Source organism: Pelomonas baiyunensis, from assembly GCF_043555935.1.
Classification (GTDB): domain Bacteria; phylum Pseudomonadota; class Gammaproteobacteria; order Burkholderiales; family Burkholderiaceae_C; genus Pelomonas; species Pelomonas baiyunensis.
In genome coordinates, this window is the sequence record NZ_JBIGIB010000005.1 from 1 (window position 1) to 19183 (window position 19183).

19 protein-coding genes are annotated in these 19183 nt (G+C 70.2%); 7 read left to right on the plus strand and 12 right to left on the minus strand.

The window, feature by feature from the left end:
- Nucleotides 1-110: 110 nt before the first annotated feature.
- Nucleotides 111-1136 carry a LysR family transcriptional regulator gene (locus ACG01O_RS16805; RefSeq protein ID WP_394386360.1) on the minus strand — a complete coding sequence of 342 codons (1026 nt, stop codon included), beginning with the start codon at nucleotides 1134-1136 and terminating at the stop codon, nucleotides 111-113.
- A gap of 107 nt (nucleotides 1137-1243) precedes the next feature.
- On the opposite strand from ACG01O_RS16805, the gene ACG01O_RS16810 reads away from it, so the two are divergent.
- A complete protein-coding gene (locus ACG01O_RS16810) occupies nucleotides 1244-2251 on the plus strand; it encodes an alpha/beta hydrolase family protein (RefSeq protein WP_394386361.1) in 1008 nt (335 codons plus the stop codon).
- A gap of 102 nt (nucleotides 2252-2353) precedes the next feature.
- On the plus strand, nucleotides 2354-3304 hold the full coding sequence (locus ACG01O_RS16815; protein ID WP_394386362.1) for a UDP-2,3-diacylglucosamine diphosphatase: 951 nt from the start codon (nucleotides 2354-2356) through the stop codon (nucleotides 3302-3304).
- 95 nt (nucleotides 3305-3399) lie between these two features.
- Here ACG01O_RS16815 and asd read toward each other — a convergent pair whose 3' ends face one another.
- Nucleotides 3400-4275, minus strand: coding sequence for an archaetidylserine decarboxylase (gene asd / locus ACG01O_RS16820; RefSeq protein ID WP_394386364.1), 876 nt, complete (start codon nucleotides 4273-4275; stop codon nucleotides 3400-3402).
- 72 nt (nucleotides 4276-4347) lie between these two features.
- On the opposite strand from asd, the gene ACG01O_RS16825 reads away from it, so the two are divergent.
- Nucleotides 4348-5994, plus strand: coding sequence for an aminotransferase class III-fold pyridoxal phosphate-dependent enzyme (locus tag ACG01O_RS16825; protein WP_394386366.1), 1647 nt, complete (start codon nucleotides 4348-4350; stop codon nucleotides 5992-5994).
- Between the two features lie 6 nt (nucleotides 5995-6000).
- On the opposite strand, the gene ACG01O_RS16830 is transcribed toward ACG01O_RS16825, so the two are convergent.
- A complete protein-coding gene (locus ACG01O_RS16830) occupies nucleotides 6001-6924 on the minus strand; it encodes an alpha/beta hydrolase (RefSeq protein ID WP_394386368.1) in 924 nt (307 codons plus the stop codon).
- A gap of 123 nt (nucleotides 6925-7047) precedes the next feature.
- On the opposite strand from ACG01O_RS16830, the gene ACG01O_RS16835 reads away from it, so the two are divergent.
- Complete coding sequence (locus ACG01O_RS16835; RefSeq protein ID WP_394386370.1) at nucleotides 7048-7980, plus strand: LysR family transcriptional regulator; 933 nt, start codon at nucleotides 7048-7050, stop codon at nucleotides 7978-7980.
- A gap of 53 nt (nucleotides 7981-8033) precedes the next feature.
- On the opposite strand, the gene ACG01O_RS16840 is transcribed toward ACG01O_RS16835, so the two are convergent.
- Nucleotides 8034-8648 carry an Mpo1-like protein gene (locus ACG01O_RS16840; RefSeq protein ID WP_394386372.1) on the minus strand — a complete coding sequence of 205 codons (615 nt, stop codon included), beginning with the start codon at nucleotides 8646-8648 and terminating at the stop codon, nucleotides 8034-8036.
- Nucleotides 8649-8774: 126 nt separating this feature from the next.
- Here ACG01O_RS16840 and ACG01O_RS16845 point away from each other — a divergent pair, with 126 nt between their 5' ends.
- A complete protein-coding gene (locus tag ACG01O_RS16845; RefSeq protein WP_394386374.1) occupies nucleotides 8775-10013 on the plus strand; it encodes a glycosyltransferase family 4 protein in 1239 nt (412 codons plus the stop codon).
- A 15-nt stretch (nucleotides 10014-10028) separates the two neighbouring features.
- On the opposite strand, the gene ACG01O_RS16850 is transcribed toward ACG01O_RS16845, so the two are convergent.
- From ACG01O_RS16850 to lplT, 7 genes are all read right to left on the minus strand, one after another.
- Nucleotides 10029-10436, minus strand: a complete 408-nt coding sequence (locus ACG01O_RS16850) for a DUF1801 domain-containing protein (protein ID WP_394386376.1) — start codon at nucleotides 10434-10436, stop codon at nucleotides 10029-10031.
- 183 nt (nucleotides 10437-10619) lie between these two features.
- A complete protein-coding gene (locus ACG01O_RS16855; protein WP_394386378.1) occupies nucleotides 10620-10961 on the minus strand; it encodes a YciI family protein in 342 nt (113 codons plus the stop codon).
- 30 nt (nucleotides 10962-10991) lie between these two features.
- On the minus strand, nucleotides 10992-11480 hold the full coding sequence (locus ACG01O_RS16860; RefSeq protein WP_394386380.1) for a GyrI-like domain-containing protein: 489 nt from the start codon (nucleotides 11478-11480) through the stop codon (nucleotides 10992-10994).
- Nucleotides 11481-11850: 370 nt separating this feature from the next.
- Nucleotides 11851-12072, minus strand: coding sequence for a hypothetical protein (locus ACG01O_RS16865; protein ID WP_394386382.1), 222 nt, complete (start codon nucleotides 12070-12072; stop codon nucleotides 11851-11853).
- Nucleotides 12073-12077: 5 nt separating this feature from the next.
- Complete coding sequence (locus tag ACG01O_RS16870; protein ID WP_394386384.1) at nucleotides 12078-13352, minus strand: RHS repeat-associated core domain-containing protein; 1275 nt, start codon at nucleotides 13350-13352, stop codon at nucleotides 12078-12080.
- Nucleotides 13337-13840, minus strand: coding sequence for a DUF2059 domain-containing protein (locus ACG01O_RS16875; RefSeq protein ID WP_394386386.1), 504 nt, complete (start codon nucleotides 13838-13840; stop codon nucleotides 13337-13339). Before ACG01O_RS16875 ends, ACG01O_RS16870 begins: the two co-directional genes overlap by 16 nt.
- A 128-nt stretch (nucleotides 13841-13968) precedes the next feature.
- Nucleotides 13969-15279: a lysophospholipid transporter LplT gene (gene lplT, locus ACG01O_RS16880; RefSeq protein ID WP_394386388.1), complete on the minus strand. Its 1311-nt coding sequence runs from the start codon at nucleotides 15277-15279 to the stop codon at nucleotides 13969-13971.
- Between the two features lie 145 nt (nucleotides 15280-15424).
- On the opposite strand from lplT, the gene ACG01O_RS16885 reads away from it, so the two are divergent.
- Together ACG01O_RS16885 and ACG01O_RS16890 are read left to right on the plus strand one after the other, a co-directional pair.
- Complete coding sequence (locus tag ACG01O_RS16885) at nucleotides 15425-16681, plus strand: putative DNA modification/repair radical SAM protein (RefSeq protein WP_394386390.1); 1257 nt, start codon at nucleotides 15425-15427, stop codon at nucleotides 16679-16681.
- Between the two features lie 14 nt (nucleotides 16682-16695).
- On the plus strand, nucleotides 16696-17466 hold the full coding sequence (locus ACG01O_RS16890) for a TIGR03915 family putative DNA repair protein (protein ID WP_394386392.1): 771 nt from the start codon (nucleotides 16696-16698) through the stop codon (nucleotides 17464-17466).
- A 135-nt stretch (nucleotides 17467-17601) separates the two neighbouring features.
- Here ACG01O_RS16890 and ACG01O_RS16895 read toward each other — a convergent pair whose 3' ends face one another.
- On the minus strand, nucleotides 17602-19074 hold the full coding sequence (locus tag ACG01O_RS16895) for an ATP-binding protein (RefSeq protein ID WP_394386394.1): 1473 nt from the start codon (nucleotides 19072-19074) through the stop codon (nucleotides 17602-17604).
- Between the last annotated feature and the right edge of the window lie 109 nt (nucleotides 19075-19183).

Below are 19183 nucleotides of genomic sequence, written 5' to 3' on the forward strand. Positions count from 1 at the left end.
CGGACGGGTGGGAGCCGGGCGTTCCAACGCCAGCGCTCGTGAGGCCGAGCGCTGCGCCCCCGCAACTCCGGCCTCGCATCAGGTCATTGGCCCGCCCGGGCCGCCCCCGCTCAACCGACTGAACGCGTGCCGCTGTGCCGCCCTGTCGAACTGCCTCCCAGCGCTTCTCTGATGAAGCGCACCAAGGCGCGTGCGGTTTCGGACCCGGCGGGCAATGGCAACGTCAGGGCTTGGACGGTTTCCAGGCCGAGCATCATGCGCCATCCCGGGAGGCGGTTCTGCATCGAGCTCGTACTGGGCAAAGTCGCGGCAGAGCCTCTGTGTAAATCGGCGGGCGCCACCGCAGGCTCGACACAAAAATCAGGCGCCATCACAGTGCCGGCGCCGTGAAGCGACAGTGCGATCAGCCCGTCCAGGTCGCTGCCCCAGGTGGACGCCTGCAGCGTGACTTGTTCGGTTCGTCCGTCTTCATGCTGCCATTGGCTCACAAAGGGCTCTTCTCCTTGCCCGAGCAGCAACACAGCTTCAGACACCAGTTCTCTTGGGCTGTTGAGCAGGGGCAGGTTTCTGGGCCCATACGCCCGCACCTGGAAGTGCAGTACGGGCTGTGCGACCCATGCTTCGGGCGGGGCGCTCGTGACGCGGAAGGCGATGTCCAAGCCCTCGCGCAGCAGGTCCACGCGTCGGTCGGTGAAGAACAGCTCGAAGCGCACGGCGGGATGCTGCTGCTGAAATCGGGCGAGCAAGGGGGTGAGCACATGCCGGCCAAAGCCCGCCGTGGCACTGATGCGCAGCGTGCCATCCAACTGATCACGCGTGTGGCGCAGCGCAAGCCGGGCGCCTTCGGCCGCGTCACGCACGGCGCGCGCCCGGGCGTGCAGGCGCCGCCCGGCTTCAGTCAGGCCCAGGCTGCGCGTGCTGCGGGCGAACAGCGTCAAGCCCACGGCGGTTTCGATGGCGGCGATGCGCCGGCTGATGGCCGCGCGGGTCAGCCCGAGGTCGCGGGCGGCTTGAGCGAAGCTGCCGGCTTGTGCGATGCGGGCGAACAGCTCCAAGGCGTTGGCGTCCAACGCGTGCTCTGCGGCGGTCTGCCGGCGACGCGTCACCAGCGCATTCGGCCCATTCTTTGTTGACATTTGATTGACGATGAAGCGCCCTTAGCGCAACTTCTGCTTCAAAGATCGCCAATCTAGACTGCCGCAGCCGGCAGCACAAGCGCGGCATCGCAGTCCCAGAGGTGTTCATGTCCCAGCCCCAACCCCCCGCCTTCCACGCCCGCGGCACGACCCCGTTCGCCGTGTCGCCTGAGCTTGACGCCAGCGCCCAGGTGGCCACCACGCCCATCTCCCTGCCGTGCAGCGACGGCCGCCAGCTCGCCGCCACCTGGTTCCAGCCGCCCTCCGGCATGCCGGTGCGCGCAGTCGCCGTGATTGGTTGCGCCACGGCGGTGCCCGCCAGCTATTACCGCCACTTCGCGGAGTGGATGGCCCGCCGCGGCTATGCGGTGTTGAGCTTCGACTACCGCGGCATCGCGACTTCCAAAGCGGCGCTTCAACCGGGCGAAGACGTGCGCTTGCGCGATTGGGCGCGGGTGGACATGGCCGCGGCGCTGCACGCGGCGCACGAGCGGCGCCGCGCGGAAAGCGCCGCGCAGGGACACGACCTGGGCCTGCTGTGGGTGGGTCATTCGCTGGGGGGCAATGCGGTGGGGCTGGTGCCCGGTTTTGAGACCCAGGTGGATGCCGTACTCGGCGTGGCGGCGCAGGTGGCCTATGTGGGCCACTGGTCGGGCTGGGCGCGGGTGCAGGCGTGGACGTTCTTTCACGTGGTGCTGCCGCTGCTCGTGCGCTTGTTGGGCCGCGCGCCCGGGCGCGTGCTCGGCCCGCGTGCGCAAGACCTGCCAGCCGGTGCGGCGCGTGAATGGGCGGCCTGGGGCCGCACGCCCGGCTTCCTGTTCGGCGACCCGACGCTGGCGAGCGAGCGTGCGTACCACCGTTTCTCGGGCGCGGTGCACCTGTGGAGCATCACCGACGACCACCTCTTCGGCCCCGCGGCGGCGGTGGACGCGCTGGCCCGCGAATTCAGCGGCGCCCGCGTGGCGCGCCACACGGTGGCGCCGGCGGATTTGGGGGTGAAGAAGATCGAGCACTTCGGGCCGTTCCGGCGCGACCTGGGCGCGCAGCTCTGGCCGCGCCTGCTGGCACCGCTGGAGGCGGCCACGCCCAAGCTGGCCGCGCGGCTGCGCCCGTAACGCCCGAGGGTGACGCCCCGCGTCGCGTCGCCCGCGCAACGGGGCTGACGGCGCGGCGCCACGGTCACGCGTGCGTCATGGCGGCCGTGCAGCATGGCCGCCATGTCGACGACGCCCTTTCCCCCCGCCGCCGTTGCCACCCGCATGGAGCCGGGTCCCGATCCAGAGCCGGATCGCGCCACCCTGAAGGTGCGCACGGTCTGGATCTCGGACCTGCACCTGGGCACGCCCGGCTGCCAGGCGCAGGCGCTGCTGGACTTCCTGCGCGACGTGGAGTGCGAAACGCTCTACCTCGTGGGCGACATCATCGACGGCTGGCAGCTCAAGCGTTCGTGGTACTGGCCGCAGGCCCACAACGACGTGGTGCAGAAGCTGCTGCGCAAGGCGCGCAAGGGCACGCGCGTGGTGTTCATTCCGGGCAACCACGACGAGTTCGCGCGCAAGTACCTCACGCACAACTTCGGCGGCGTGGATGTGGTGGAGGAAGCCCTGCACATCACCGCCGACGGCAAGCGGCTGTGGATCACCCACGGTGACCTGTACGACGGCGTCGTCCAATGCGCACGTTGGCTGGCCATTGCAGGCGACCTGGCCTACGAGTTCACGCTCAAGGTGAACCGCTGGTTCAACCACATCCGCGCCAAATTCGGCCTGCCGTACTGGAGCCTGTCGCGCTACCTGAAGCACAAGGTCAAGCGCGCGGTCAGCTACATCAACGAGTTTGAAAACGCGGTGGCTCGCGAGGCGCGCAAGCGCGGCGCGCATGGCGTGGTGTGCGGCCACATCCACCATGCCGAGATCCGCGAAATCGACGGCATCCTGTACTGCAACGACGGCGACTGGGTGGAGAGCCTGACCGCGCTGGTGGAACACCACGACGGCCGCCTGGAAATCATCGACCGGGGCGAGCAAGCCGCGCTGCCCGGCATGGCACCCGCCGCCAAGCCCGCGCTGGCCGGTGCGCCGGTGGCGCCAACTCCCAGCCCTGCCGTGGCGCCGGTTCAAGTGCCCGTGCCGGTGCGGGTGGCGGCGGAAGCCGAAACCCTCGGCTGACCCCGCCACGCTCGTCAAAGGGCGCGGCTGAGCGGCCCCGCGACTGGCCCACCGCGCGGGGCGCGGCAGCCAGCGGCAGCGCCCGCCGGGCCGACTCAGCCCACCCGCTTCAGCAGCGCTTGACCCGCCCGCAGCTGCGCGCCCGTGGCCACGCCCTCGGCCAGCTCGAAGCCTGGGGGCACGAACACGAGGATGGTGGAGCCGTGCTCGAACCAACCCATTTCCTGCCCCTTGGTATGCGGCGCCTGGCACGGCATCTCGTTCGCGCCGCGCCGGCCCAGGTGCAGCAGCACGTTCAGAAAGTGCAGGCGAATGCTCGCCACCAGAATGGCCGCCACCGGCACCAGGGCGATGGGCTCGCCCGTGCGCAGCCGCAGGCGCACCACGGCGCGCTCGTTGCGGCAAAACAGCCGCTCCACGCGTTGCAGCGCGATCGGGTTCACGTTCCAGGTGTCGCCGCTCAGGTAGGTCACGTGCTCCACCGTGCCGTCGGCCGGGGCGTGGAAGCGGTGGTACATCGCTGACGTCAGCCGCAGCGTCACGTAGCTGCCGCCCTCGAACACGCGGGCGTCCTGCGTCGGGCCGAACAGCTCGGCCGTGGCGTACGGAAAGCCCTTGGCCTGGTAGACCTGGCCCTGCCGCACCTCACCGCATGCGCCCACGATGCCGTCGCTCGGGCTGCACAGCACGTCGGCCCGGGCGTCGAACACGCGCGAGCCCGGCTTCAGCTCGCGGGTGAAGCAGTCCTTCAGCGAACGGAACTCGGTGTGCTTGGCCTCGCTCAAGTCCAGCGGCGTGAAGCAGCGCCACACCGCCATCGACACCCGCGTCAGCAGCGGGCTCTCGATGCGCGAGAACCAGCCCATGGCCCGGGTCAGCGCGATGCGCGGCACGCGGTTGGTGAGCAGGAAGTTCAGGTCCTCCTGGGCCACCAGGCGCTGGAACCAGCCGCGGGTGGAAGGGGTGGTCATGGCTTTGTCATTCATGGCGCTGTCAAGCGTGGCAGGTACATCTGAAACCTTCGTGAATATGCGGAACCCGAGATGGACGAAACCCTGACCCTGTCGGCCCTGGCGCTGGGCGTGCTGGCGCTGCTGCCGGCGGCCAAGCGCCGGCTGGAACTCTCGCGCGCCAAGCACCGTTCGCTGGCGGGCCACTCCCGCATGGCCAAGCGCCTGGCGCGCTGGGTGCCCGGCTACGCGTACGACGAGACGCAGTTCTTCGCGGCCGACGGCGCGCCCCCCGAGGTGGCCGCCCAGCGCCGCGCCGCGCTGCAGCGCCTGGGCGCCGAGTTCGACCGGCGCTACGCGCAGACGCTCGCCGCCACCGAGATCGCCCGCGACACCATTTCCGACCTCAAGTTCACCGGCCGCTACCGCGTGCCCTTCCAGTTCAGCCCGGTGCTGCGCCAGCACCTGCGCGTGGGCGCCTTCCTGCAGTCCAGCCAAGGCGTGCAGGTGCAAGACCTGGATGGCAACCGGCTGGACGACCTCACGGGTTCATACGGCGTGAACCTGCTGGGCTACGACGCCTACAAAGACTGCATCGACGAAGCCGTCGCCACCGCCCACGCGCTGGGCCCCGTGCTGGGCGCCTACCACCCCTGCGTGCTTGACGTACTCGGCCGCCTCAAGGCCATCTCCGGCCAGGAGGAGGTGAGCTTCCACATGAGCGGCACCGAGGCCGTGATGCAGGCCGTGCGGCTGGCGCGTTATCACACCAAGAAAAAGCGCCTCGTGCGCTTTGCCGGCGCGTACCACGGCTGGTGGGAAGACGTGCAGCCCGGCCCCGGCAACCCGCTGCCCCCGCGCGAGACCTTCACCCTGCAAGACATGGCCGAGCGTTCGCTGAAAGTGCTGGCCACGCGGCGCGACATCGCCTGCGTGCTGGTCAACCCGCTGCAGGCCCTGCACCCCAACGCCAACGCGCCGGGTGACTCCGGCCTCATCGACGGCAGCCGCCGCGCCGCGTACGACCGCGAGGCCTACACCGCCTGGCTGCGCCGCTTGCGCGAGGTGTGCACCGCGCGCGGCATCGTGCTCATCTTTGACGAAGTGTTCGTGGGCTTTCGCCTCGCCCCGGGCGGCGCGCAGCAGTACTTCGGCGTCAAGGCCGACCTCGTCACCTACGGCAAGACGCTGGGCGGTGGCCTGCCCGTGGGCGTGGTGTGCGGCAGCCGCGCCCTCATGACCCGCTACCGCGACGACCGCCCGGCCGACATCTGCTTTGCCCGTGGCACCTTCAACGCCCACCCCTACGTGGTGGCCGCCATGGCCGCCTTCCTGAAGCGGCTGGAGCGCGCCGATGTGCAGGCGCTGTACGACGGGCTGGACGCGCGCTGGAACGCCCGCTGCGCGCAGTTCAACGCGCGCCTGGAAGCGGCCGGTGCTCCGGTGCGGCTGGCCAACCTCTCCACCATCTGGACGGTGCTGTACACCCAGCCCGGCCGCTACCACTGGATGCTGCAGTTCTACCTGCGCAAGCACGGCCTGGCGCTCAGCTGGGTGGGCACCGGGCGGCTCATCTTCAGCCTCAACTACACCGACGCCGACTTCCAGCGCGTGATGGACCGCTTCATCGCCGCGTGCGACGAGATGCGAGCCGACGGCTGGTGGTGGACAGCGCCCGAGCTCACCGCCCGCACCATCCGCCGCGGCGTGTTCCGCGAGATGCTGGCGCAGAAGTTCTGACGGGGCTCAGCCCGCCAGCTTGGTGCGGAAGAACGGGGCCAGCACCGACACTGCTTCGTCCACGTACGCAGGCACGTCGTACAGCGACATGTGGTTGGCGCCTTGCACCACGTGCAGCGTCTTGTCGGTGCTGGCGGCGCGTGCCAGCAGGTCCTCGCTCATCCACTTGCTGCCCGCCGCGCTGCCGGCCACGGCCAGGATGGGCTGGGTCAGGTAGGCCTCGGCCAGGTGGTAGGCGTCGTAGGTGATGAGCTGGGTCAGGTTGCGGGCCAGCGCATAGCCCGGGGCGCGGGGGTGCTCGGCGCGGGGCGTGTGGTAGTACTCCCAGGCCTCGGCCAGCTCGGCGTTGGGCGCGTCTTCCTTCTTCAGCGGGGCCAGCGGGATGGTGACAAGCTCGGGCTTGCCGGCATCGGCCGTGCGGGCGCTGGCGCCGAAGTCCAGGTAACCCACGGCGTCGGCGTCCTTGACGTTGTTCTCCCAGCCATTGCGGAACATCTGGCCGATGTTCACCGCGCTCACCAGGCCCAGGGCCTTGATGCGGCGGTCGTTGATGGCCGCGTTGGCGCTGTAGCCCGCACCGGCGCAGATGCCCATGGCGCCGATCCTGGCGGCGTCCACGTAGGGCAGCGTGGTCAAGTAGTCGATGACGGCGCTGATGTCTTCGGTGCTGACGTACGGGTTCTCCAACTGGCGCGGCTCGCCGGAGCTGGCGCCCTGGTACGAGCGGTCAAACGCGATGGCGATCAGCCCGTGCTCGGCCAGCTTGCTGGCGTACAGGCCGGCGGTCTGCTCCTTCACTCCGCCGCCCGGGTGGGAGACGACGACGGCGGCGTAGGTCTTGGCCGCGTCAAAGCCGGCCGGGAAGTACAGGGTGGCGGCCATGGTGATGCCCAGGCCGTTGAGGTTCTTGAACGTGACGTTGGTGGACATGGATTCGCTCCGTTTCGGGTGGGTTCGCTGCCGGTGGGCGGCGACATGGATGAATCCTAGGAATTGGATTGACTTTGATAAACCACCGATCGCGAACATGACTGCATAGCTAGACTAAACAATATGCCCATCGAGCCCTCACTGGTCGCCTCGCTGACCTGGTTTGCCCACATCGCCCGCCACCGCAGCTTCACCAAGGCGGCCACCGAGATGGAGGTGACCCGCGCCGCGCTGTCGCAGCACCTGAAGGGGCTGGAAGAGCGGCTGGGCGTGCGCCTGCTGAACCGCACCACGCGCGACATGTCGCTGACCGACGAAGGCCAGCGGCTGCTGGACGTGTTGCAGCCCGCGCTGACCGGCATCGAGCGCGCCGTGGCCGAACTGGGTGAGGCGCACGAGGCGCCGTCCGGCCTGATCCGATTGAACTCTTCGCGCATCGCGGCGCGCCTGCTCATCGAGCCGCACCTGGGCGAGTTCCTGGCGCGGCACCCCAAGCTGCGCCTGGAGCTGGTGGTGCACGACGGCTTGTCCAACATCGTGGCGGACGGCGTGGATGCCGGCCTGCGCCTGGGCGAGAGTCTGGACGAGCACATGGTGGCCGTGCCCGTGTCGCCGCCCATCGAGATGGCGGTGGTGGGGGCGCCCGCGTATTTAAAGCGCCACGGGGTGCCGCAAACGCCGGCCGACCTCATGCAGCACAACTGCCTGGCCTACCGCTTCACCTCCAGCGGCACGCTGGACCGGTGGTCGTTCACCGCGCCCGAGGCCGACGGCGCCACCGTGGTGTTCGAGCCCAAGGGCAGCGCCGTCTTCAACGACGACGAGAACCTGCTGAACGCCGCCCTGCAAGGCGTGGGCCTGATCAAGTACCTGGACCTCGGCGTGCGCCAGCACCTCGCCGAGGGGCGTCTCGTGCGCGTGCTGGTGCCCTGGTGCCGGCCCTTCCCGGGGTTTTATCTGTACGTGCCGTCGCGGGCACAACTGCCCGCCAAAACCCGCGCGTTGATGGACTTCTTGATCGAGCGGCGCTCCCGCCTCGCGCAGCCCCTGCGCTGAGCCCATGAAAAAGGCCCGCATCGCGGGCCTTGTCCTTTGGAGTGTGCGGATGCTCAGTGCGCCGAGCCGCCCACGTGCTCCATCGGGTCGATCAGCTCGCCGCGCAGCAGGTGCAGCGGGGCCTTGTGGTACAGGTAAATGTCGTGCACCGGGTCGGTCAGGATCTTGGTCATCCAGGCCAGGGCCTGCACCGCGCCTTGCGTCACCCACAGCTGGCCCACGCGGAACAGCAGGCCCGCCACGCCCAGGCAGAACCAGGCCATGCCCACGTCTTCCAGGTAGCCCTTCAGGCCCACGGCCGGCTCGATCCAACCGCCCAGCGACGGCGCCACCCACAGCACCGCCGGCAGCGCCACCCACACCGCCAGCAGCACGATCTTGCGGCGGATGTTGTAGCCCACCTTGATCGCTTCCTTGTGCTCGTCGGTGGCCTGGTTCACCTCGTCGTAGCCGCGCGGCTCGAAGAAGAAGTGGCCGGCCTGGCGCGTCGTCATCGACACGCACCACGCGAGCAGCGCCGCCCACGCCGGGTTCACGAACACCAGCGCGTACGACACCAGAAAGCTGATCGCGCTGATGAAGTGCAGGCTCTGGTTGATGCGGCTGTGGTGGTAGTAGCGGTGGTCATCCCAGCGCTGCGTCTTCAGGGTTTGAAAGAACTCGTTCACGTCCCGTCCTTGAGGTGAGGTTGGAGGTCGGGCCGCATGGTGGTGGCCGTGCGTGAAAACGCCGTGACGGTGCGATGGCAGCGCCCCTGTCATCGTTCTGTTGCAGGCCGCCGTGACCATGCACGCATGAACACCGCACACGACGCCGACGCCCTTCTCGTGGACGACCTCCCCGCGCCGCGCCATTCGCGCCGGCTCGCCGTGGTGACCGAGACCTACCCCCCGGAAGTCAACGGCGTGGCCATGTCCATGGCCCGCGTGGTGGACGGCCTGAACCGCCGCAACCACGACGTGCAGCTGATCCGCCCCCGCCAGCCCGCCCGCGCCACGCCGCCCAGCGGCCACCCCGTGGTCGACGAAGTGCTCACCAAGGGCCTGCCCGTGCCTCTGTACCCCAACCTGCGCATGGGCGTGCCCAGCAAGCGCGCGCTGGTGAAGCTGTGGTCGCTCAAGCGGCCCGACGTGGTGCACATCGCCACCGAAGGGCCGCTCGGTTGGTCGGCCCTGCAGGCCGCGCAACACCTGGCGCTGCCCGTCACGTCCGACTACCGCACCAACTTCCACGCCTACGGCAAGCACTACCGCCTGGGCCTGCTCAGCAAACCCATTATGGGCTACCTGCGCAAGTTCCATAACCGGTGCGACGCCACCATGGTGCCCACCGAAGCCCTGCGCCAGCTGCTGGCCGAGCGCGGCTTCGAGCGCCTGAGCGTGGTCGGCCGCGGCGTGGACGCCCAGCGCTTTGACCCCGCTCGCCGCAGCGCCGAGCTGCGCGCCAGCTGGGGCGCCGGGCCCGACGACCTCGTGCTGGGCTACGTGGGGCGCCTGGCGCCCGAGAAAAACCTCGGCGTGGTGCTGGCCGCCTATGAAGCCGTGAAAGCCCAGCAACCCGGCGTGAAGCTCGTGTTCGTGGGCGACGGCCCCATGCGCGCCGAGCTTGCCGCGCGCGCCCCGCAGGCCCATTTCGCCGGCTCCCGCAGCGGCGACGACCTCGCCGCCCACTACGCGGGGCTGGACCTCTTCCTCTTCGCCAGCCTCACCGAAACCTTCGGCAACGTCACCACCGAAGCCATGGCCAGCGGCTGCGCCGTGGTGGCCTTTGACAGCGCCGCCGCGGGCGAACTCATCCACAGCGGCGTGAACGGCTGGCTGGCCGGCGCCGGCCGCGAGGAAGACTTTGTGGCCACCACCCGCGTGGCCGCCAGCCACCGCGCCGCGCGCCTTGCCGTGGCCGAAGCCGCCCGCGCCACCGCCCGCCGGCTGGACTGGGGCGACATCACCGCCCGCTTCGAAGGTGTGCTGGAAAGCGCCATCGCCCGCGCCGAACCCGTGTTTGCCATGCAGGGCTTGCAGCCGGCGGCTTGAGCGGTCAGGGCGGGCTCAGGCCGCCGCGCGCGCCGCCGAGGCCACCAAAGCCTCCAGCACGGCCAGGTCCACATCGCTCAGCCGCCGCAGGTACAGGCAGCCCTTGCCGGTTTTGTGCCGGCCCAGCCGGGCCAGCAGTTCGGCATGGTCGGGCGCGGCGTGCAGGCCGTACAGGCTGATGTCGCCCTTGCGCGAGGCAAAGCCCACGCGGCAGGTTTCGCCCTCGCGCCCGCTGTCGTAGCGGTAATGCAGCCGGCCAAACCCGACGATGCTGCTGCCCCACATCTGCGCCGGCTCGCCCGTGGCGCGGGCCATCAGCTGGGCCAGGGCCTCACAGTCCTGCCGCCGCGCGGGGTCGTCCAGGGCGGCCAGGTGGGCATGCACGCTGGCGGGCGTGGGTTGAGTTTTGTTGGCAGCGGCCATGGCGGTGCGGTGTCGGTCCGGCGGGGTGGGGCAGTTTGGCGCGCCGGAGCAGGCCCGGCAAGCCGTGCGGGTCTCAGGTCTTGCAGCCCGGATGCTGGGGTGAGCTTGGCGAACCCCGGCGTCGTGCGCTGCTGCACCGTTGGGGTTCTCTGCGTGCACCCCAGCCTGCGAACGTGTGGGCGCTCAGCTTTCGGGGTCATGCGCGAACTCGCGCAGTTCCTGCGCGCAGCGGCACGCGGCGGCGATTTTGGCGGCCCATTGCACGGCGGCGTCGCGGGTGGGCAGCTTCAGCACACAGAAGCCGCCGTCGAGGTTCTGGGCGGCGGGGTCGGTGTTGGGCCCGGCGTGGCCATCGCCCTGCACCCGCAGAGGCGCCACGCCGGAGTGAATGCCGCCGGCAAACACGTACACACCGGCGGCCTTGGCTTCGCGCACCACGGCGCGGGCAGCGTCTCCCACGGCGGGCAACTCGTGCGGGGGCACCTGCATGGCGGCGGCTGGGAAGGAGATGAGGTAGTGCGTCATGGCGGGTTCCAGTCGGGTGGGGTGGCGATGTCAGCGCGGCGCGGAGCGACTGTCGCTGCTGCGGGCCATCAGCGGAACATGCACCTCCATGCGCGACGAGGGCTGATTCGGGTCGAAGTCCTCCCCATAGCGCTCGAACAAGGGCGATGCGGCTTGCGCGTAGCCCGACGAAGGCAGCCACGTGTTCAGAATGAAGTCGAAGGCGGCGCCCGTCTCTGACACCGCGAACTCAAAAACCGCGTACAGGCCCGCCGCAAGGGTGACGGCGGCCATGCCCGCTGGGGCCGGCTCCGCCGGGCCTGCGACAGGCAAGCCGGCCAGGTAGTTCAGCTCACCACCGGCGCCCACATTCATCTGAATGACGCCGTAGGCCACGCCGGGTTCCAGCACGGGGCTGATGTCCTGCGCGCGCTGCAAAAAGCGCGACCAGAGCGCGGGAATCTCCGGTGACATGGGTTGGGTGACGATCGGCAAGCCGACAACGACGCGCGGCGTGTGCGTCACGAGGGTGGGCTTCATGGCGTGCTCCTGGCTGGCGAGGGTGGCGCGGCGCTGCGCCAACTCCACGACGATTCAGCAGGGCCTGAATCGACAGCCAGTAGGCTGGGGTGAGTTTGGCGAACCCCAGCGTCGCATGCGGCTGCACCGTTGGGGTGCTCTGCGTTCACCCCAACCTACGAGCTGCCCGCTGTCCTGCGGCAGCGGCTCCAACCCATCCCCCCGCCCTTCCACGGGAAGGGAGCGAGTCGCCCTCTGCCGTCACCGGGGCCTGCCACTTCGTCTGCATTCCCCGCCGAACGGCAAGCGTCAGGCGTTGCGCCACCGCGTCAAGGCCGAGTCCTCCGGGTGGCCTGGCGGCCAGCCCGGACACGGTGACATGCCGATTGAGCTACGTCGCTGGAGGCTCATTGCGGCCTTTCAGCCGCCGCACATTCCAGTACTCCAACAGCGTTACGAGCGTGAAGAAGCCAGCAGCAAGGCCACCCAACTTCGCAAGCCACACGACACCGAAGAAGAGAGAACCCACGGCCACCAGCAGCAGGAAGCCGATGAGCCGCAGCCCACTCTTTACTCGCACTTTCGACTGCTCGATGCGTTCGTTGATGTCCATGGTGTTCATTTCTGGCAGGTGCAATCGTCGCGACTCACTGCGGCAGTCAGTGGCGCGCCATAGATGCCCGCTACGCTGCCCCGGAAGCCCCACTCAACAGCCGTCCGGAAGGCGGTCGAACCATTCATCCAGCTATTGAAGCCGGCTGAGATGGCCATGTAGTTGAAGCCGGCATTGACCTCTGCGAAGCGCTGTGGGATGAGCCAGTGATGCAGGCTTTGACCGTTGGCCGCCAACCACCGTTCACCGTTACCCGCAGCGACGCTCCATGTGTCGCGCACTGCGCCCCAACTCCGGCCATCGGAGAACACTCGGCCAACGCCTCTTGCAACACGTGTCCCGAGGTCTCCTGCTCGTCCCATCTGGTTCAAGGCATTGCGGCCAAGGTGGGCACCTCCAAACGCCAAGCTCAAGCCGATTGCTCCCCACTCTCCGTTGCTGTAAGCAATGGAGCAGCGGTTCACCGCACCGTCTGTTCCCATCCAACGTCGGACCACTCGCGTGCCACCGAACGACAGCGTGTCACCGAACCCAGCAGCCCCATCAACCAGCCAGTCAGGCAGCGGGTCACCCCACGCCCAGAGGCCATAGGGGTCCATGTACATCAACGGGTTTCCGTTGACATAGGCATACGTGTTGATGCCACCCGCGAGCCCGATGGGGTCAGATTGAACATACCTCCCCAACCCCGGGTCATACACCCGGAAGTAGTTGTAATGCTTGCCGCCCAGTGCTTCGTACTCCTGGCCCGGAAAGCGCAGGTTGTGCTGCACGGCGGGTTGGCCGGCGGTGGGTTGTTCTTCGGCGGGCATGGCGCCAAAGGGTTCGCCCATCCAGCGCCAGCGCAGGTTGCCGGCGGCGTCCAGCAGCATGCGGGGCGTGTCGAGGTGGTCGGTGTGCACGGCGTACAGCTGCATGCCGGCCCCGGCTGTTTTGATGACCGCCACCGGCGTGTCGCCCAGCCACACGTATTCCGTCAGCGCCGTGCCATCGGCCGCGTACTCGCCCAGCAGGTGGTGGCTCTGGTCGTAGGCGTACACGGTGATGGTGCGTGCGCTGGTGCTGGAGCCCGTCCATTGCGCGCGCTTGATGCGGTGGGCCATCGTGTCGTAGGTGTACTCCACGCCCGCGCTGCTGCCCTGGGTGAGCGTGGCCAGATGACCCTGCACGCCATAGGTGGCGGTGTAGCCGGTGCTGGAGCCCGCCTGCGCATCGCTGAGCGTGCTGCCGTCGGGGTCGTAGCTCAGGCTGCGGGCGGGGTTGGTCAGCGCGGCGCGCAATTGCAGTCCCGGGCGATCTCGGCCAGGCGGCGTTGCAGCTTTTCATTGGCCTTGCCGGCGCGCACCAGTTGCGAGGCTTGCACGAATTCGGCCATGGCGCCGCTTGCCGCCTGGCCCGCCCGGATGGCGCGCTGGCCGAGCGGCGACCCGTAAAACGCCAGCAATTGGTCCAGCTCTTCGTCGCTGAAGTCCTTGGCGAAGCTCTGAGCCCAGACGTCGGCGATTTCGCGGGCTTCGATGGGGGCCTTCAGGTCGGCGGCAAACACGTCGGCTGCCTCCTGCAGTTGGGCCACGTAGAGCGGTGCGGGGCGTGCGCGATCAATCAGCTGTTGCAGGGCTTGCTGAACCTGGGCTTTGTCACTGGCCACCTGTCGGTCGATGGACAACTGCGCCGCGGCGGTTACTTGCGTCACCTCCACCAGTTGAAGCAGTTTTTCGTTTCGGGTGCTGGCTTGGGCTGGCGCGATGAACCAGACCAGCGCGGTCATGCCAGCAAGCAAGAGGGTGGTGCGTGAGCGGCAGATGTGCATGAGGCGGCGAGTTGCGGCCCGTACAGGGCCGTGGGTTGAGCGCCCGCGGACTATGCCCAACCTCTGGCTGCGCAGCGCGGTCTGTCTCAAAGGTCGCGGGGTGAGTATTTCCGCCGCCTCGCCTCCACCCCCATCAACCCCGCAATCGCCCCCGCCACCAACACCCCCAGCCCGCTGAGCGTCACCCCAATCGGCACGCCGGCCGCCTCGCACACGGCGTAGGCGGCCAGCATCGCCAGCACGCTCAGGTTCTCGTTGAAGCCTTGCACGGCGATCGAGCGGCCGGCGCTCAGCAGCACGGCGCCACGGTGTTGCAGCAGGGCGTTCAGCGGCACCACCATGGCGCCGCCCACGGCGCCCACCAGGGCCAGCGTCAGGGCGGCGGTGGTGAGTTGGTCGATCTGTGCCACCACGGGCATCAGCAGGCCCAGGGCCACGCCGGCCCACAGGCCGTGGCGGGCCTGGTGCAGCGCCAGCCAGCGGCCGGCGGCGGCGGCGCCGGCAATCACGCCCACGGCCACGGTGGCTTGCAGGTAGGCGGCCTGGCTCAGTGGCAGGTGCAGCACCTCGCCGGCCCAGCGCAGCACGGCAAATTGCAGCGTGGCGCCCACGCCCCAGAACAGCGTGGTGGCGGCGAGCGACAGGCTGCCTTCGGCGTCGCGCCACAGCCGCAGGTTGGCCGCCCGAAATTCGCGCAGCAGCGCCGCCGGGTGCAGGGCGGCGCTGGGCTGGCGCTGGCCGCTGTCAGGAATGCCGGCGTTCAGCACGCTGCTGGTGCCGTAGATGAGCAGCAGCGCCGCCAGCGACGCGGTCAGCGTGTTCACCGGCAGGCCCAGCGCCGCGCAGGCGGTGGCCCAGGCCGAGCCCAGCCACCACGGGCTGACCAGCGCGCCGCCCAGGCCCGCGCCCAGCAGCGCGGCCGACACCACGCTGATCTCGATCCAGCCATTGGCCCGCACCAGCGCGGCCGGCGTGGCCAGTTCGGTGACCAGCCCGTACTTGGCCGGCGCGTAGGCCGCCGCGCCCAGGCCCACCACGGCCAGTGCGGCCACCGGGTGCAGGCCCACCGCCAGCAGGGCCAGGCCGAGCATCTTTACCACGTTCATGGCGGCCATCACGCGGCCTTTGGCGAAGGCATCGGCCAGCGGGCCCACCCAGGGCGCCAGCAGCACGTAGGCGGCCATCAGCCCGACCTTCAGCAGCGGCGCCCACCAGGCGGCGTAGCCCTGTTGCACCAGTGCGGCCAGCGCCACGATGAGCAAGGCGTTGTCCGCCAGGGCGGAGGTGAACTGCGCGGCCATCAGGCGCCGAAAGCCCGGCGGCAGCGGCGGCGCGGCCGAGGGGCAGGGGGCGGCAATGCCGCAAGCGGCGTGGGGCGGATGGGCGGGGGCAGGCACGAGCGCCGCACTGTGGCGCCCCGACGTGAATTCGCCGTGAAAGCGCGCCACGCCTTGCGCGCAGTGGTGGAGGTGGGCCAGATGAGCAGGGCTTGAACCGGGGTGTCGCTCAAATCAAAGGCTGTTGTTTTGTACAGTTTCCGCGATGGAAGTTCAGGACAAGCTCGCCATCCTGGCCGACGCCGCCAAGTACGACGCCTCCTGCGCCAGCAGCGGCGGCGCCAAGCGGGACTCGCGCGACGGCAAAGGCATCGGCTCCACCACCGGCAGCGGCATTTGCCACTCGTACACGCCCGACGGCCGCTGCGTGTCGCTGCTCAAGGTGCTGCTCACTAACTGGTGCGTGTACGACTGCCTGTACTGCATCAACCGCAAAAGCAGCGACGTGCGGCGCGCCCGCTTCACGGTGGACGAGGTGGTGCAGCTGACGCTGTCGTTCTACCGCCGCAACGTGATCGAGGGGCTGTTCCTGTCCAGCGGCATCATCCGCACGCCCGACTACACGATGGAGCAGGTCATCGAGGTGGCGCGCCGGCTGCGCGAGCAGGAGCACTTCAAGGGCTACATCCACCTCAAGACGATTCCCGACGCCTCGCCCGAGCTGGTGGAGCGTGCCGGCCGGTATGCCGACCGGCTGTCCATCAACGTGGAGCTGCCCAGCGCCACCAGCCTCAAGGCGCTGGCGCCCGAGAAAGACGCCGATGGCATCCAGCGCACCATGTCGCGCATTCACCTGCGCCTGCAGGCCGCGCGCGAGGCCCGCAAGGAGGCCGATACGGTGCGGGCCCTGCCCGGCGCGGCGGCGCGCACGGCCAAGCCGCCCAGCTTTGCGCCGGCGGGGCAAAGCACGCAGCTCATCGTGGGCGCCGATGCGTCAGACGACCGGGCCGTGCTGCAGTTGTCGCACCGGCTGTACCGCGGCCAGGGGCTGCGGCGGGTGTACTACTCGGCGTACAGCCCCATCCCGCACGCCAGCCGGCAGCTGCCCCCGCAGGCGGCACCGCTGATGCGCGAGCACCGGCTGTACCAGGCCGACTGGCTGATGCGCTTTTACGGCTTCGAGGCCGACGAGATCGTGACCGACGCGGGCGGGCTGCTCTCGCTGCAGCACGACCCCAAGCTGGCCTGGGCGCTGGCCCACCCGGCGCAGTTCCCGCTGGATGTGGACCGCGCGCCGCGCGAGCAGTTGCTGCGCGTGCCGGGGCTGGGTGTGGGCTCGGTGGACAAACTGCTGGCCGCGCGTCAACACCGCCGCCTGCGCCGTGCCGACCTGCTGGCCCTGGGCCCCACCGCGCGCAAGGCACTGCCCTTTGTGGTGGCGGTGGACCACCGGCCCCGCCCGGCCGATGTGCAGGCGCTGGCCCAGCCCGCCGCGGCGCCGCAGCAGGCCAGCCTGTTCTGAACGGAAGCGTGGTGATGGAACTGCCCCTGCGCCACCCGTCGGACTGGGACGGCTTCTCGGCCCAGCTGCCCGCGCTGCTGGCCGGCGCCGGCGCGGGATGGACGCACGACCTCGGCGCCCAGGCCGCGCTGTTCGAGGCCGAGCCCGAGCCCGCCGCCGCACCGCACGCCGGCCCCTGGACCCCGCCGCCCGGCTGGGACGCCCTGGGCCGCAGCGTGGCCATGCACGACGATGACAGCCGCTACGCCCGGCTGCTGGCCTACGCCCGCCGGCTGCAGCAGGCGCCGGGCCTGTGGGGCGACGTGCTGGACGCCGACCGCCGCCACCTGAAGGCCATGGCGCGCCAGGTGGGGCGCGAGATCCACAAGATGCACGCCTTCGTGCGCTTTCGCGAGGTGGCCGACCCCACGGCCGCGGGCGGCCGGCGGCACGTGGCGTGGTTCGAGCCGGCGCACCATGTGCTGCGCGCGGTGGCGCCGTTTTTTGTGCGGCGGTTCGCGCAGCACCCTTGGGCCATCCTCACGCCGCGCGGCTGCCTGCACTGGGACGGCACGCGCCTGACCGGCGCCGGCCCCGCCCAGCGCGACCAAGCCCCCGCCGAAGATGCCGGCGAGGCGCTGTGGCTGACCTACTACCGCAGCATCTTCAACCCGGCGCGCGTGAAGGTGGCGGCCATGAAAAAGGAAATGCCAGTGCGCTACTGGGCCCAGTTGCCCGAGGCCCAGCTGATTGACGGCCTGCTGCGCGACGCGCCCCGGCGCGAGGGGCAGATGCGCGGCGTGTGATCGCGCCGGTCCAGCAGGGAGTGTTGGGCCGAGCGCCGGGCCGCCCCAAGCCGGCCCACAGGGCTGTCAGGGCCCTCAGGGCGCTCAGGGCGGTGTGCCTGCCCGCGTTCAGCGTGGCAAGCCCAGGCGGGGGCTTCAAATCCGCTCGAACAGCAGCGCCAGTTCGCTGGCAATCAGCAGTTCTTGCCGCGTCCAGGCGCGGGTGGGGTTGGCGTCCACCAGCCACAGCGCGCCGGTGAGTTCGGTGCCCCGGTACAGCGGCACTTCGATGCGCGCTTGGGCGGCGCCGGCGAGCGGCGCCAGCTCAGCATGGCAGGGGTGCAGAGCCGCGTCGGGCAGGGCCAGCGGCGCGCCGTGGCGGCGCAGCAGGTCCAGGTAGCGCGGGTGCTCGGCGGCGTGCAAGCCGGCGTCGCTCAGGGGCCAGCGTTGCACGTGGTCCAGCCCCAGGATGCGCAGGCTCGCCGCGCGCAACTCGGCCACCGCGTCAGCCGCCGGCAGGCTCGCCAGGCGCTGGCGTTGGCCGCACAGGTGCAGCAGCAGCTCTTCCGGCGTGACGGGCACGCTGCCGTCTTCGGCCGGTGGGGCCGCCAGCGTGGTGCGTGCGGGCAGCGACAGGCGCTCGATTTCAGACTGCAGCGCGAGGTGCTGCCACAGGTGCTCCAGCGCGCCGGCGGCGTCGCCCTCGGCTTGCAGCAGCTGCGCCAGTTGCAGGTGGGCTTGCCGGGCTTGCGCGCGGGCCTGGATGCGCTGGGCCAGTGCCAGGCCGTGGCGGGTGGAGCGCACGGCGGCGGCGTTGTCACCCCGGGCCAGCGCAATCTCCGTCCAGGTGCGGCTGGCGGCGGCTTCCAGCCAGGGGTAGCCGTGGCGCACGGCAATGTCCAGCGCCAGCCGGCAGTCGGCCACGGCCCAGTCCATGCGCTGGCGGGCCAGGGCGGCGCGGGCCAGGTGCCAGTGCGCCTCGGCCTCGAACACGCGGTGCCCGCCGCGCCGGGCGGCGGCCAGGCCGTGGCTGAAATGCCGCTCGGCGGCGGGCAGGTCGCCGGTTTCGATGCTGCCCACGCCGATGTTCAGCGCCAGCTTGGCCGCGAGGTAGGAGTCGTCGTCGCCGTCTTTGCTGGCCTGGGCCAGTTGCTCGGCGGCGTCGCGCATCTGGCGCAGGCCGCGGGCCCAGTCGGACTGCGCGTAATGGATCTGCCCGAGGCCAATGCGCGCCGCCACGCCGGTTTGCAGGTGGCCGCTGACCTCGGCCAGGTCCAGCGCGCGGCTCCACTGCTCGCTGGCCAGCTGGTACTCGCCCTGTTGGTAAGCCACGCGGCCCAGCGCCTCGCACACGCGCGCGGCCTGGATGGGCACGTGCCCGGCCGCCGCCTGCGCGCCAGCTTGCTCCAGCGCGGGCAGCAGTTCCAGCGCCTGGCCGCGCGGCTCCAGCAGGCTGAAGCGGGCGTAGAGCGCATCCACGCCGACAGCGATGTCGCCCGCGGCCAGGGCCTGGCTGCTGAGGTGGTCGAGCAGGCGGTCGGCCGCCGCGGGGTGGCGGTGGGCCACGCGGGCGATGCGGCTGAGCAGCTCGGCCAGGGCGTCGCTGGCGGCGGGGTGGAGGGTGAACACGGGCAGGATTCCGGGCAGGGCGGGGGGAGCGGGCGGTTTCTGACTGGTATTCTTGACCATCCTGGCGCGCTTTCGGGCGCCCGGGCCGCCCTGCCTCCATCGTTTGCAG